The sequence below is a fragment of the Streptomyces sp. Ag109_O5-1 genome, from assembly GCF_003814875.1.
Lineage (GTDB): Bacteria > Actinomycetota > Actinomycetes > Streptomycetales > Streptomycetaceae > Streptomyces > Streptomyces sasae.
Genome location: NZ_RKQF01000001.1, coordinates 7823522 through 7837167, shown reverse-complemented (window position 1 = coordinate 7837167; position 13646 = coordinate 7823522). Strand labels below are relative to the sequence as shown.

General features: G+C 70.9%; 13 protein-coding genes. 11 read left to right on the top strand and 2 right to left on the bottom strand.

Annotation, left to right across the window (positions count from 1 at the left end):
* The first annotated feature begins 43 nt into the window (after positions 1-43).
* From EDD90_RS35590 to EDD90_RS35550, 8 genes are all read left to right on the top strand, one after another.
* Complete coding sequence (locus tag EDD90_RS35590) at positions 44-1231, top strand: ROK family protein (RefSeq protein WP_123976971.1); 1188 nt, start codon at positions 44-46, stop codon at positions 1229-1231.
* A 250-nt stretch (positions 1232-1481) separates the two neighbouring features.
* Positions 1482-2549, top strand: coding sequence for an ABC transporter substrate-binding protein (locus EDD90_RS35585; RefSeq protein ID WP_123976970.1), 1068 nt, complete (start codon positions 1482-1484; stop codon positions 2547-2549).
* Positions 2546-3394: an ABC transporter permease gene (locus EDD90_RS35580; protein ID WP_123976969.1), complete on the top strand. Its 849-nt coding sequence runs from the start codon at positions 2546-2548 to the stop codon at positions 3392-3394. The genes EDD90_RS35585 and EDD90_RS35580 overlap by 4 nt, the downstream gene beginning before the upstream one ends.
* On the top strand, positions 3370-4083 hold the full coding sequence (locus tag EDD90_RS35575) for an ABC transporter ATP-binding protein (protein WP_123976968.1): 714 nt from the start codon (positions 3370-3372) through the stop codon (positions 4081-4083). The genes EDD90_RS35580 and EDD90_RS35575 overlap by 25 nt, the downstream gene beginning before the upstream one ends.
* Positions 4084-4227: 144 nt before the next feature.
* The gene (locus tag EDD90_RS35570; protein WP_123976967.1) at positions 4228-5565 is read left to right on the top strand and encodes an LLM class flavin-dependent oxidoreductase; all 1338 of its coding nucleotides are present in this window, start codon (positions 4228-4230) and stop codon (positions 5563-5565) included.
* An 11-nt stretch (positions 5566-5576) separates the two neighbouring features.
* Positions 5577-6470, top strand: coding sequence for a TauD/TfdA family dioxygenase (locus EDD90_RS35565; RefSeq protein ID WP_123976966.1), 894 nt, complete (start codon positions 5577-5579; stop codon positions 6468-6470).
* Between the two features lie 348 nt (positions 6471-6818).
* A complete protein-coding gene (locus EDD90_RS35560; protein WP_260328330.1) occupies positions 6819-7172 on the top strand; it encodes a helix-turn-helix domain-containing protein in 354 nt (117 codons plus the stop codon).
* A 346-nt stretch (positions 7173-7518) separates the two neighbouring features.
* A complete protein-coding gene (locus EDD90_RS35550; protein WP_123976965.1) occupies positions 7519-7740 on the top strand; it encodes a hypothetical protein in 222 nt (73 codons plus the stop codon).
* A 9-nt stretch (positions 7741-7749) separates the two neighbouring features.
* Here the strand turns inward: EDD90_RS35550 and EDD90_RS35545 are convergent, their stop codons facing one another.
* A complete protein-coding gene (locus EDD90_RS35545; protein ID WP_123976964.1) occupies positions 7750-8412 on the bottom strand; it encodes a DsbA family protein in 663 nt (220 codons plus the stop codon).
* A 150-nt stretch (positions 8413-8562) separates the two neighbouring features.
* Between EDD90_RS35545 and pepN the strand changes: the two genes are divergently transcribed.
* Positions 8563-11142: an aminopeptidase N gene (gene pepN / locus EDD90_RS35540; RefSeq protein WP_123976963.1), complete on the top strand. Its 2580-nt coding sequence runs from the start codon at positions 8563-8565 to the stop codon at positions 11140-11142.
* Between the two features lie 207 nt (positions 11143-11349).
* The gene (locus tag EDD90_RS35535; RefSeq protein WP_123976962.1) at positions 11350-12399 is read left to right on the top strand and encodes a hypothetical protein; all 1050 of its coding nucleotides are present in this window, start codon (positions 11350-11352) and stop codon (positions 12397-12399) included.
* Positions 12400-12507: 108 nt separating this feature from the next.
* Here EDD90_RS35535 and EDD90_RS35530 read toward each other — a convergent pair whose 3' ends face one another.
* Entirely contained in the window at positions 12508-13017 is a 510-nt protein-coding gene (locus tag EDD90_RS35530) for a DinB family protein (RefSeq protein WP_123976961.1), read from the bottom strand.
* A gap of 79 nt (positions 13018-13096) precedes the next feature.
* Here EDD90_RS35530 and EDD90_RS35525 point away from each other — a divergent pair, with 79 nt between their 5' ends.
* A complete protein-coding gene (locus EDD90_RS35525) occupies positions 13097-13630 on the top strand; it encodes a GNAT family N-acetyltransferase (protein WP_123976960.1) in 534 nt (177 codons plus the stop codon).
* Positions 13631-13646: the final 16 nt, after the last annotated feature.

Genomic DNA, 13646 nt, shown 5'->3' with positions numbered 1-13646 from the left:
CCGAGACGAGACGTGTCGGCCCCGTTCCCGAGGACGGTTTCCCATGCCCCGTACCGCGGCACCCCCGCTCACCACCCCTCCCCCCACCGACCGGCGGCGGACCAGCGCCAGTGTGGTCCTGCGCTCGGTCCTGGAGCACGGGCCGGTGGCCCGCTCCACCATCGCCCGGCTGACCGGGCTGTCCCCGGCATCGGTCACCGACTACTGCGCCCGGTTCACCGAACTCGGTCTGATCCGGGAGGCGGAGGCGCCGCGCCGGCTGAAGGGCGTGGGCCGGCCGCACGTTCCCGTCGATCTCGACGACTCGCGGTTCGTGGTCGGCGGGGTGCATGTGGCCGTGCCGTACACCACGGTCGCGCTGCTCGATCTGCGTGGACGGGTGGTGCTGCGGCGGGAGTTGAAGCACTCGGGCGCCGTCGATCCGCTCGCCGTGCTGGCGCGGGCCGCCGCCGGGCTGGCCGCGCTGCTCGCCGAGGTGCCGGGCAGCCGTCCGCTGGGCATCGGGGTCGCCGTCGGCGGCTGGGTGGACCGGGACTCCGGGACCGTCGTGGAGCACCCGCTGCTGGGCTGGCGGGAGGTACCGGTGCGGGAACTGCTCGGCGCGCACACCGGGCTGCCGGTCCATGTGGACGGGCACGCGCGGGCGCTGGTCAACGGGGAGCGGCTGTTCGGACGGGCCCGGGGCAGCCGGAGCGTGCTGCATCTGTTCGTCGGGAACGTGGTCGACGCGGCCTTCGCCACCGGCGACGAGGTGCACCACGGGCCGCGCTCCCAGGCGGGCACGATCGCCCATCTCCCGGTGCCGGGCGGCACCGAGCCCTGTGGCTGCGGTCGTACGGGCTGCCTCCAGGCGGAGCTGAGCGAACGGACGCTGGTACGGCGGGCCCGGGCGGCCGGGGCCGTCGAGGGGTCCAACCCGATGGACGTCCTCGCGGCAGCGCGGGCCGGTGACCCGGTGGCCGTACGGCTGCTGGTGGAACGGGCGCGTATGACCGGGCGGGCGGCCGGGCTGCTGCTCGACGTCCTCAACCCGGAGAGCGTGGTCGTCACCGAGGTGGGCGTGCTGCACCGCGAGGACTGTCTCGCCGCACTGCGGGAGGCGGTCGGGCCGGAGCGGGCGCCCGTGCTGCCCACCAGTTTCGGAGCCTCCGTGCTGGCGGTGGCGGGCGGTTCGGTGGCCCTGGACGTGCTGTACCGGGACCCGTTGAGCGCGTCACCAGAGCTTATTTAATTCAGAAACTCGGAATATTGACAGTCGTCGCGCACGACAAGGAACATCTTTCTCATGACCTGTCGCACTCTTTGTTGCTGACGTCTTGGCGCGCCCAAGGCGCGCGTTTCTCCGCATGCTCCGCATCCGCATCTGTGTCTGCATCCGCATGCCGTGCATGAGATCTCCCTCTGTGAGACCTCTCTTTCCGGCCCTCCGTCGCCGGTAATTCGCTCTGCCTTTCCGCTGCTTCACTCCCGGGAGCCCTCCCATGCCTTCTGCGTACCCTTCCGGCATCGACCGCCGGCTCTTCCTCACCTCACTGCTCGGCGCCTCGGCGGCCGTGGCCGGGCTGAGCGGCTGCGCAGGCGGCAGCGCCGCCGCCGACACCGCGGGCGCCTCCACCGCTCCGCTGGCCGCCAAGGTCCCGTCCGGCACCAGCCTGAAGATCGCCTCCTATCTGGGCCAGCAGCAGCTGCAGTTCAAACTGGCGAAGCTGCCCACGTTGCCTTTCACGGTGTCGAGCTGGCTGAACATCGGAGCCGGTCCCGATGTCATCAACGCCTTCCGCGCCAAGTCCCTGGACCTCGCGAACAACGCGGGAATTCCGCCGATCCAGGCGCAGTTCCAGGGTTTCGCGGCGAAGATCGTGGCGATCGACATCACCCGTAAGCCGAACTACCTGTTCGCCACCAAGCCCGGCAGCGACATCCACACGGTCGCCGATTTCAAGGGCAAGAAGCTCGCCTTCTCCCAGGGGCAGGCCCAAGGGGTCGTCCTGCTCCGGGCGTTGAAGAAGGCCGGGCTCGCCTACGACGACGTGAAGCTGGTGCAGCTGACCAGCAACCAGTTCCTCACCGCCCTGCAGTCCGGCCAGGTGGACGTGGCGCCGCTGGCCAACACCCAGGTGCCGGCCTACCTCCAGCAGTACGGCTCGAAGGGCGCCCGCACCATCACCACCGACGTGGTCGACCTGCTCAACCTGCTGTGGGCACCGCAGGCGGTCCTCAACGACCCGGCGAAGGCGGCCGCGATCGCCGCGTACATCCCGCAGTGGGCCAGGGGCCTGGTCTGGCAGTGGGAGAACCCGGACACCTGGAACGAGGAGTTCTACGTCAAGACCCAGAACCTGACCCTCGCCCAGGCCCAGGGCATCACCAAGCTCGCCAACAAGCCGCTGTTCCCGCCGAGCTGGGACGAGGCGATCAAGTGGGAGCAGGAGACCGCCGATCTGCTGGCGGAGGGCGGCTTCGTGAAGAAGACCGACGTCACCTCGCTCTTCGACCACCGCTTCGAGGGCATCGCCGCGAAGTCCGTACCCGAGGAGTACCGCAAATGACCGCCGTGACCACCGCGACCACCGGCACCGCGCCGGTCGCCGCCGAGGAGAGCCACCGGGTCCGCCCGCGTCGCCGCCTCTCCCCCGGCAGGCGGCTGCCCGCCGCCCGGCTGGCCGGTCCCCTGGTCTTCCTGGCCGCCTGGGCGATCGCCTCCGCCGCCGGACAGCTCGACCCGAACGCGATCCCGGCGCCCTGGACCGTCCTGGACACCGCCGTCCGCCTGTGGACCGCCGGGACGCTGCGCACCGACATCCTGACCTCCGTGGAGCGGGCCGGGTACGGCTTCGCGATCGGACTGACCGCCGGGGTCCTGCTGGCCCTGGCCTCCGGGCTCACCCGGACCGGCGAGGCCCTGATCGACGGGACCGTGCAGATCAACCGGGCGATACCCACCCTCGGCCTGATCCCGCTGTTCATCCTCTGGCTGGGCATCGGCGAGACCTTCAAGATCGCCATCATCGCGATCGTCGTCTACATCCCGATCTACCTCAACACCCACGCCGCGCTGGCCGCCATCGACAGCCGGTACGTCGAACTCGCTGAGGTACTGGGCCTGTCGAGGCTCCAGTTCATCCGGCAGATCGTGATCCCCGGCGCGCTGCCCGGATTCTTCGTGGGACTCCGGCTGGGCGTCACCGGGTCGTGGCTGGGCCTGGTCGTCCTGGAGCAGATCAACGCCACCAGCGGCCTCGGCTACATGATGTTCCAGGCCCAGAACTACGGGCGCAGCGACATCATCCTCGTCGGTCTGCTGATCTACGGCGTCTTCGGTCTCGTCTCCGACACCGTGGTCCGCGTCATCGAACGGAGGGTGCTGTCATGGCGCCGCACACTGAGCAGCTGACCCGCCCCGCCGTCCGACTCCGGGGACTGACCCGGTCGTTCGGTGACCGTACGGTCCTCGACGGCATCGACCTCGATGTGCCGGCCGGGCAGTTCACCGCATTGCTGGGGCACAGCGGCTCCGGCAAGAGCACGCTGCTGCGGGCGGTCGCGGGACTCGACCACGGCGTCGCCGGCAGCGGGCAGCTCACCGCTCCTGAGCGGGTGTCGGTGGTCTTCCAGGACTCCCGGCTGCTGCCCTGGCGCCGGGTGCTGGACAACGTGGTGCTGGGCCTGGACGGCAAGGACGCGTACGACCGGGGCCGGGCCGCGCTCGAAGAGGTCGGCCTCGGCGGCCGGGAGCGGGCCTGGCCGGGCGAGCTGTCCGGCGGCGAGGCGCAGCGGGCCGCGCTGGCCCGCTCCCTGGTCCGCGAGCCCGAACTGCTGCTCGCCGACGAGCCGTTCGGCGCGCTGGACGCGCTCACCCGCATCAAGATGCACCACCTGCTGCGCGAGCTGTGGAAACGGCACCGCCCGTCGGTCCTGCTCGTCACCCACGACGTCGACGAGGCGATCGTCCTCGCCGACCGCGTCCTGGTCCTGGAGAAGGGCCGGGTCGGCCTCGACCTGACCATCGACCACGAGCACCCGCGCGGCGGGTACCGAAGCCGGCTGCTGGCGGCGCTGGGCGTCACGGAGGACGTCGCGTGACCGTCGGTCGCGGTGGCCGTCCCGGGGCTGCCGCCCCCGGACCCCCGCTTCGGCCTGAACGGCCTCGTCCTCAAACTCCCCCAGAGGGGGACCCCCAGACGGGCTGATTTTCCCCGCCGGCGTCGTCAAGCAAAGGACCCCCGCATGACCCGCAAGCTCCACCTCAACGCCTTCCTCATGAACACCGGTCACCACGAGGCGTCCTGGCGTCTCCCGGAGAGCGACCCGCACGCGCATGTCGATCTCGCGCACTACGTCCGGCTGGCCCGGACCGCCGAGCGTGGCACCTTCGACTCGCTCTTCCTCGCCGACGGCCCTCATCTGTGGGGCAGCGTCGCCCAGCGGCCCGCCGGGGCCCTGGAGCCGCTCACCCTGCTCACCGCGCTGGCGACGGCCACCGAGCACATCGGGCTGATCGCCACCGCCTCCACCTCCTACAACTCCCCCTACAACCTGGCCCGTAAGTTCGCCTCGCTCGACATCATCAGCGGCGGCCGGGCCGGCTGGAACATCGTCACCACGGCGGGCGCGGAGGCGGCCCGCAACTTCGGGATCACCGAGGAGCCCGCCCACGCCGAGCGGTACGCGCGGGCCGCCGAGTTCCTCGACGTGGCGCTGAAGCTCTGGGACAGCTGGGAGGACGACGCGATCGTCGCCGACAAGGCCTCCGGGGTCTGGGGCGACGACGCGAAGATCCACCCGCCCCGGCACCAGGGGCCGTACTTCAGTGTCGAGGGCGCGCTCAACGTGCCCCGTTCCCCGCAGGGTTACCCGTTGCTGGTGCAGGCGGGGTCCAGCGAGGACGGCAAGGCGTTCGCGGCACGGTACGCGGAGGCGGTGTTCACCGCGCAGCAGACCATCGAGGACGCGCGTTCCTTCTACGCCGACCTCAAGGCGCGTACGGTCGCGGCCGGCCGCGATCCCGACCACATCAAGGTGCTGCCCGGCATCGTCCCGGTGATCGGCTCGACGGAGGCCGAGGCGCGGGCGCACGAACAGCTCCTGGAGGACCACATCGTGCACCGGCACGGCGTGGCCAACCTGGAACGGCTCCTCCATCTCCCCGAGGGAACCCTGGAGTTGGACCGGGAGCTGCCCGCCGAGCTGCCGTCCGAGGACGCCATCGAGGGTGCCAAGAGCCGTTACACGCTGGTCGTCGAGCTGGCCCGCCGCGAGCGGCTGACCGTACGGCAGCTGATCGGGCGGCTCGGCGGCGGCCGCGGCCATCTGACCTTCGCCGGGACACCCGACCAGGTCGCCGACGCGATCGAGACCTGGTTCACCCAGGGCGCCGCCGACGGCTTCAACATCATGCCGCCCGTGCTGCCCTCCGGTCTGGAGACCTTCGTCGACCACGTCGTACCGATCCTGCGCGCCCGCGGCCTGCTGCGCGAGGAGTACGGCCCGCGCCGGACCCTGCGGGAGCGCTACGGCCTCCCGCGCCCCGCCAACCAGTACACCGCCAGCCCTGTGTTCGCCTGAAAGGAAACGCCATGTCCCTCCAGATCAGCAAGATCACCGCGAACATCGGCGCCCGGGTCTTGGGCGTCGACATCTCCCGCCCCCTCGACACGGAGACGGCTGCCGCCGTCCGCGAGGCCCTCAACACGCACAAGGCGCTCGTCTTCGACGACGTGAACCTCGACGACGACACCCACCAGGCGTTCGTCCGCACCTTCGGCGAGGTCACCACCGCGCACCCGACGGTCTCCTCGGTCGACGGCGTCCCGAACGTCCTCCCGGTGGACAGCGAGCGCGGCCGGGCCGCCAACCACTGGCACACCGACGTGACCTTCGTCCTCAACCCGCCCCAGGCCACCACCCTGCGCTCGATCACGGTCCCGCCGTACGGCGGCGAGACCCTGATCGCCAGCTCGGCCGCCGCCTACCGTCAACTGCCCGAGCCGCTGCGCCAGTTGGCGGACACCCTGTGGGCGGAGCACACCAACGACTACGACTACGCCGTCCCCGACGAGGAGATCGACGAGCAGCAGGCCGCCCAGCGCGCCCAGTTCACGTCGATCAAGTACCGCACGGTCCACCCGGTCGTCCGCGTGCACCCGCTGACCGGTGAACGCGGCCTGTACATCGGCGGGTTCGCGCAGCGCATCGTCGGCCTCTCGCCGTCCGAGTCCCGCCGGATCCTCGACCTGCTCCAGGCGTACGTCGCCCGCCCGGAGAACATCCTGCGTCACCGCTGGTCCGAGAACCAGCTGGTCGTCTTCGACAACCGGATCACCCAGCACTACGCCATCGACAACTACGACGGCCGACCGCGCCGGCTGCACCGGGTGACCCTCGCCGGTGACATCCCGGTCGGCATCGAGGGCAAGGAGAGCTACTCGATCCAGGGTGACGCCTCGCACTACACCCCCGTAGCGGCGTAGTCACTGCGCGCACCGGACGCGTCCGGACAGTGGGCGGCTTCTCCCTCCGAGCGGAGAGGCCGCCCCCACCGTGGGCGTTTTTGCCCATCTCGTGCATTGACTACCGCCCGTAGCTCGGGTGGTGACTCCATGAGCCGCACAGGCGCAGGCTCTCTCTCGGGCCTTCCCTGTCTTTCGCGCAGGGTGCCCGGTCTTTCAGGGCCGGGGTGAATGCGGCCTCCCGCGGAGCGGGGCAGGGGGACTTGTGGTCGGGGGTGCCCTGGAAGGCAGGGCGTGTGGGTCACTCGCGCGGGTGATGTCGATCGAAGACATCCGCGACAGGAGAACGTGGTGGCCAGGTTCGTAGCCATGTCACGTTTCCGGATGTACCCGACGCCCGCGCAGGAGCAGCAGATGCTGCTGCACTGCGCGCACGCCCGGTACGTGTGGAACCTGGCGGCGGAGCAGCACGCGCACTGGCGGCCCGGTCGCAGGTCCGCCCCGGCCTTTACGGAGCAGTGCCGCCGGCTCACCGAAGCCCGACAGGTGAACGAGTGGCTGGCCGCGGGGAACGCGGACGTGCGGCAGCAGGCCCTGAAGGACTTCGCCGCAGCCAGCAACGCCCGCGGCCGGTTCACCTCGCGCGCCTTCAACCGGGCGACCTTCGCATGCCCGGCGGCCTTGGCCTCACTGCCCTTCGGGGCGCGGGCGGCGCGCCGCTGATGCTTGCGGATCGGCGCGCGCTCCTTGACCGTGAGCTGCGGACAGTTCAGCTTCCGGCCGTCGGACAGGGCAGCTGTAATGGCCACGTGGGTGCGGGAACGTCCTCGACCCGGCCCGGCGCCTTCTGCTCGGTGCGTCGCCTCAGCAGGCCCCAGCCCTGGGCGAGGATGCCCCGGTTCAGCCCGGCCGCGGATCGAGACGGCACCGCCGGCCTGCGGAAGTGACGGTCATCCGACGGCGTCCGGAATCCGCCCCGGCAGGGCGGATTCCGGGCTCATGCGAGAAAGGGCGGCGCACCTATGCTCCCGGTTCCGGCCGTTTCGCCGGACCGATCCGGGAGGCTCGCGTGTCCGACATGCTGCACTGCCCCAACTGCCCCGGCGAGAAGCTGCATCCGTTCCGCCGGGTCACCGCGGAGGAGGAGAAGCACATCGCGTCGGTCTACGAGAAGAAGGGCGCGCACGGCTTCTGGCGGTGCGAGGGCAAGACCTCGCTGGGCCAGTGCCTGTGGGTGCAGCCCCGCTTCAACCGGTCGGACGGCTTCTCCCTGCCCGTCTCCTTCAGCTGACCGGCACGGTCACAGGTTGCTGAAGTCGGGACCCTTGGTACGGGTCCGCTTGATCTCGTAGAAGCCGGGGACGGAGGCGACCGCGAGGGTGCCGTCCCACAGTCGGGCCGCATCCTCGCCCTTGGGGGCGGGAGTGACGACCGGGCCGAAGAAGGCGATCTGCTCGCCGTCGGCGCCGGGCACCGCGATGACCGGGGTGCCGACGTCCTGGCCGACCTTGTCGATGCCCTCCTTGTGGGAGGCGCGCAGCTCGGCGTCGAACTCGAAGTCGGTCTGCTCGGCGTAGTCGATCAGGTCGGCCGGCAGGCCGACGTCGGCGAGCGCGCCGGCGATGGCCTCCAGGGTCGGACCCTCGCCGTTGTTGTGGATGCGGGTGCCGAGCGCGGTGTAGAGCGGGCCGAGGACGTCCGCGCCGTGCTTCTGCCAGGCCGCGGTGACCACGCGGATCGGCTTCCACGCCTTGGTCTCCAGCAGCTCGCGGTACTCCTCGGGGAGCTCGTCGAGCCGGTTCTCGTTGAGCACGCCCAGGCTCATGATGTGCCAGCGGACCTCGATGTCCCGGACCTTCTCCACTTCCAGGACCCACCGGGAGGTCATCCAGGCCCAGGGGCACAGCGGGTCGAACCAGAAGTCGACGGGGGTCTTGCCGGAGCCGGTCACGGTCTCGGACATGGTTCTCCTCGGTAATACGGCCGTTTTCCTGCGGCAACACCGGCACCGGCCACCCCATTCCCGCTACCCGCTGTCAGGTGCACATGGGAGGATCGGTGCTGTTCCGGCGTACCGACAACGACGCGTATCGACGACAAGGGAGTGCCGCCCGTGCCCGGTGAGAATCTGTCCCGCGACGAGGCCCGGGAGCGGGCCGCCCTGCTGTCGGTCGACGGCTACGACGTGTCGCTGGACGTGCGGTCCGCCGTCGGCGAGGGCGAGGGCGGGCCGCGGACCTTCCGTTCGGTCACCACGATCCGCTTCCGGTGCAGCGAGCCGGGCGCGTCGAGCTTCGCCGACCTGATCGCACCGGGCGTGACCGCCGTCACCCTCAACGGCAAGGATCTGGACCCGGGCGAGGTCTTCGACGGCACCCGGATCGCCCTGGAGGACCTGGCCGCGGAGAACGAGCTGGTGGTGGACGCGCAGTGCGCCTACTCCCGCACCGGCGAGGGCCTGCACCGCTTCGTCGACCCCGAGGACGGCGAGGTCTACCTCTACACGCAGTACGAGCCCGCCGACTCCCGCCGGGTGTTCGCCAACTTCGAGCAGCCGGACCTCAAGGCGCCGTTCCGCTTCGAGGTGCGGGCGCCGGAGGGCTGGACGGTGTGGAGCAACGGCGCCGGTGAGCAGACCGACGGTGTCTGGCGGTTCGCGGAGACGAAGCCGATCTCGACGTACATCACCTGCGTGGTGGCGGGGCCGTACCACTATGTGACGGACTCCTACTCCCGGACGTTCCCCGACGGGACGACGCTCGACATCCCCCTCGGCGCGATGTGCCGCAAGGGCCTGGCCCCCTACTTCGACGCCGACGACGTCTTCCTGGTCACCAAGCAGGGCCTGGACTTCTTCCACGAGCACTTCGACTACCCGTACCCGTTCGGGAAGTACGACCAGGCGTTCGTGCCCGAGTACAACCTCGGCGCGATGGAGAACCCGGGTCTGGTGACCTTCCGCGAGGAGTACATCTTCCGCGGCAAGGTGACACAGGCGTCGTACGAGGCGCGGGCCAACGTCATCCTGCACGAGATGGCGCACATGTGGTTCGGCGACCTGGTCACCATGGTGTGGTGGGACGACCTGTGGCTGAAGGAGTCCTTCGCGGACTTCATGGGCACGTTCGCGAACGTCGGCGCGACCCGCTTCGAGAACGCCTGGACCACCTTCGCCAACCGGCGCAAGGCGTGGGCGTACCGCGCCGACCAGCTGCCGTCCACGCACCCGATCACGGCCGACATCCGCGACCTGCAGGACGCCAAGCTCAACTTCGACGGCATCACGTACGCGAAGGGCGCGAGCGTGCTGAAGCAGCTCGTGGCGTACGTGGGCCAGGACGCGTTCCTGGAGGGTGCCCGCCGCTACTTCAAGCGCAACGCGTACGGCAACACCCGGCTCGGTGACCTGCTGTCGGTACTCGCGGAGACCAGTGGCCGGGACATGAGCGCATGGGCGCGGAAGTGGCTGCAGACGGCCGGGGTGAACTCGCTGACCCCGCAGGTGCTGCTGGCCGCGGACGGCCGGATCGCCGAGCTGGCGGTGGTGCAGGAGGCGGCTGAGTCGCACCCCGAGCTGCGCCCGCACCGGGTCGCGATCGGCCTCTACGGCCGTACGGCCGACGGCGCGCTGGAGCGGTACGCGCGCGTGGAGGCGGACGTCGACGGCCCGCGCACGGTGATCGCGGAGCTGGCCGGGGCCGAGGCGCCGGAACTGGTCCTGGTCAACGACGACGACCTCACCTACTGCAAGATCCGCTTCGACGACACGTCGCTGGCGACCCTCCGGGACCACCTGGGCGCCCTGACCGATCCGCTGGCCCGGGCCCTGTGCTGGTCGGCGCTGTGGAACCTGACCCGGGACGCGCTGCTGCCGGCCCGGGACTTCGTCGGCCTGGTGCTGCGGTTCGCGGGCCGCGAGTCGGACATCGGTGTGCTGCAGATGCTCCAGGCGTGGGCGGAGTCGGCGCTGGTGCACTATGTGGCACCGGCGTGGCGGGAGACGGCCGAGCGGCTGCTCTCCGAGGGCGCCCTGCGGGAGCTGCGGCAGGCGGAGCCGGGCAGTGAGCACCAGCTGGCCTGGGCGCGGTTCTTCGCGTCGACGGCATCGGACGGGTCCGACTTCCAGCTGCTCCAGGAGCTGCTGGCGGGCACGACGACGATCGACGGCCTGGACGTCGACCAGGAGCTGCGCTGGGCGTTCCTGGAACCCCTGGCGGCCCACGGCGCGGCCGACGAGTCCGCGCTGGCGGCCGAACTGGCCCGGGACGACACGGCGTCCGGCAAGCGCCACCAGGTGCGCTGCCTGGCCGCCCGCCCCTCGGCGGCCGTGAAGGCGCAGGCGTGGGCGCAGGTCGTGGAGTCGGAGGCGCTGTCCAACGCGCTGGTCGAGGCGACGATCGCGGGCTTCGCCCAGCCGTCCCAGCGGGACCTGCTGACCCCGTACGCGGAGAAGTACTTCGAGGTGATCGCGCGCGTCTGGGAGGACCGCTCGATCCAGATCGGCATGGATGTGGTCCGCGGTCTGTATCCGTCGTACCAGGACAGTCCGCAGACGCTGGAGGCGACCGACGCCTGGCTGGCGGCGCACACCGACGCGCCCCCCGCGCTGCGTCGGCTGGTGCTGGAGGCGCGGGACGATCTGGCGCGGGCGCTGCGCGGCCAGGAGTGCGACGCGGCGGCAATCACCGGTTGACCTTTGGCCTGAGGTATCCCGCCGGGTGACCGTTACGCAATTCAGTCAATCATGACCGTAACCCCTGGTCCGCACCCGATCGGACCAGGGGTTTTCGCCGCCTACTCGGCATCCGAACACCCGTCCTTTAGTCCGGTCTTGTCCGTATTCTTCGACGAACACGTAACACCGGTTACGGGGCGGACCGGACACGGGAATCTCCCGGCCATGACCCACAACACCCCGCTCTCCCCCCGCCCCCTCCGCCACCTCTCCCACGTCCACCGCCGGGTGCTGACGACGGCCCAGCTCCGCTCCCACGGCGTCTCGGCCAACGAGATCGCCGAGCAGAGCCGGCCGGGTGGCCCCTGGCAGCAGCTCCTGCCGGGCGTGATCCTGCTCCACCCCGGCCCGGCCACCAGCGAGGAACGCCTGCACGGGGCCCTGCTGTTCGCGGCCCGCGAGTCCACCCCGGGCGTCCCCGCCCAGCCGACCCCGGACTCCCCGCACCGCTCGGTCTACCCGGAGGCGATGATCACGGGCCTGGCGGCACTGACCCTCCACGGCTTCTCGTCCACCCCGCCGCTCCTGTCCCTGGACCACGTGGACGTCCTGGTCCCCCGCCTGCGCCGGCTGCGCTCGACCTCCTACGTCCGCGTGATCCGCACCTCGGCCCTGCCGGCCCCCGAGCCGGTGACCGGCCTCCCGGTGGCCCCGGTCCCCCGCGCCCTCGCGGACGCGGTGGCGGAACTGGCCGACGCGGCGGCGGTACGGCGGCTGCTGACCGAGGCGGTACGCGGCCGCCACTGCGAACCGGCAGCTGTGGTACGGGAGTTGACCCAGGCGAAGCTGCTCTCGCGCCCGCACGTGGTGGACGCGGTGGACTCCCTGGTCGCCGAGGGCCGGGCGCTCGCGGAGGACCGCCTCTACCGCATGGTCCACGAGTACGGCCTGCCCGACCCGGTCTGGAACGTGGACCTGCGGCTGCCTGGCGGCCCGCACCTGGGCGGTCTGGACGCCTACTGGCCCGACCACGCGGTCGGCGTCGAACTGGACACCCGCGCCCCGCACCAGGGCCACCGGCAGGACGAGGACGCCCAGTGGTCCGAATACGCCCGCAAGCGGGAGCACTTGGAGCGGCTGGGCATCACGGTCGTCCACATCACGCCGCAGAAGCTGCGCGACTCGATGGAGCAGCAGGCGGCGGTGGTCCGGACGGCCCTGATGGCGGCCGGCGACCGCGATCCGGCCGCGTATGTCGTGGTGCTGCCCCGATAAGGGGGATCGCGGCAGCAGGAGGGGAGCGGAGGGGCCGCCGGTTCGGAGGGGGACCGACGGCCCCTCCGCATGCCGTCAGGACGGTGTCCGGTGCGAACCGCCGCCGGCTCACACGCCGGTACGGCCGTCGACGATCTCCCTGATGATGTCGAGGTGGCCGTTGTGGCGGGCCGTCTCCTCGGTCAGATGGAGGAGGATCCAGCGCAGGTCGGGACGCCGGCCGTCGCGGATCGGGGTCCTGGCCTCCGCGTCGAGGCCGGCCGAGGCGACCAGTTCCCGGTACCGGGCGCTCTGCTCCTCGTACTCCGCCAGCAGCTGCTCCAGCGGGAAGTCGACGGCGATCCGCATCTCGCGGTCGGGGTCCTCCTCGGTCCAGGGCCCCTGGTCCTCCTCCCCGAGGAAGACGACCTGGAACCAGTAGTACTCGACCCACCGGAGATGGTTGATCAGCCCGGAGATGGTCATCAGCGGGGACCCCGGCAGCGGGGCCCGGCGCGCGTCCTCCGCGGAAACCCCCTCGCACTTGGCGCGGGCGGTGTCCCGGACGTAGTCGAGGAACGTGGTCAACTGGGTGCGCTCATCCCAGGCGGGAGGCGTGTCCGTACGTGTCTCTGTCATCGCGCGGAACGATCCGCGACGCCGGGCACCGCCGTCAAACCATTAATCCCGCGCGTCGCCAGGGGCTAACGTGACCGGGATGAGCGATGACGCCTCCGTGATACTGCGCCCCGCCCGTGAGGACGACCTCCCTCTGCTGGAGCGGTTCCTCTTCGACCCCGAAGCGGCCAGTTCCTTCCAGTGGTTCGGCTGGCGGGACCCCGACCGCTTCCGGCGCCGTTTCGCGGAGAACGGTCTGCTCGGCCCGGACGACGGCCAGTTGGTCGTCGACACTTCCGACGCGGACGCTCCGCTCGGCTTCGTCTCCTGGCACAAGCTGAGGACGGGCCCCACGTCGTACTGCTGGAGCATGGGCATCGCACTGGCACCGGAGGCGCGTGGCCGAGGCGTCGGTACACGCGCGCAACTTCTCCTCGTCCGTTACCTGTTCGCCCACACGCCGGTGCAACGCATCCAGGCCGACACCGACCTGGAGAACATTGCAGAGCAACGCGCCCTGGAAAAGGCGGGGTTCACCCGCGAAGGCGTGATGCGCGGCGTCGTGTTCCGGGACGGCCACTGGCGCGACGGCGTCCTCTACGGCGTCCTCCGCGACGACCCGCTGCCCGGGTGACTCTCCGGCTTCCGGT

Bases quoted from the DNA above. Each gene is read 5' to 3' on its own strand.
- EDD90_RS35590 (WP_123976971.1), top strand. From the start codon at position 44: ATGCCCCGTACCGCGGCACCCCCGCTCACCACCCCTCCCCCCACCGAC.
- EDD90_RS35585 (WP_123976970.1), top strand. From the start codon at position 1,482: ATGCCTTCTGCGTACCCTTCCGGCATCGACCGCCGGCTCTTCCTCACC.
- EDD90_RS35580 (WP_123976969.1), top strand. From the start codon at position 2,546: ATGACCGCCGTGACCACCGCGACCACCGGCACCGCGCCGGTCGCCGCC.
- EDD90_RS35575 (WP_123976968.1), top strand. From the start codon at position 3,370: ATGGCGCCGCACACTGAGCAGCTGACCCGCCCCGCCGTCCGACTCCGG.
- EDD90_RS35570 (WP_123976967.1), top strand. From the start codon at position 4,228: ATGACCCGCAAGCTCCACCTCAACGCCTTCCTCATGAACACCGGTCAC.
- EDD90_RS35565 (WP_123976966.1), top strand. From the start codon at position 5,577: ATGTCCCTCCAGATCAGCAAGATCACCGCGAACATCGGCGCCCGGGTC.
- EDD90_RS35560 (WP_260328330.1), top strand. From the start codon at position 6,819: ATGTCACGTTTCCGGATGTACCCGACGCCCGCGCAGGAGCAGCAGATG.
- EDD90_RS35545 (WP_123976964.1), bottom strand. From the start codon at position 8,412: ATGTCCGAGACCGTGACCGGCTCCGGCAAGACCCCCGTCGACTTCTGG.
- EDD90_RS35535 (WP_123976962.1), top strand. From the start codon at position 11,350: ATGACCCACAACACCCCGCTCTCCCCCCGCCCCCTCCGCCACCTCTCC.
- EDD90_RS35530 (WP_123976961.1), bottom strand. From the start codon at position 13,017: ATGACAGAGACACGTACGGACACGCCTCCCGCCTGGGATGAGCGCACC.
- EDD90_RS35525 (WP_123976960.1), top strand. From the start codon at position 13,097: ATGAGCGATGACGCCTCCGTGATACTGCGCCCCGCCCGTGAGGACGAC.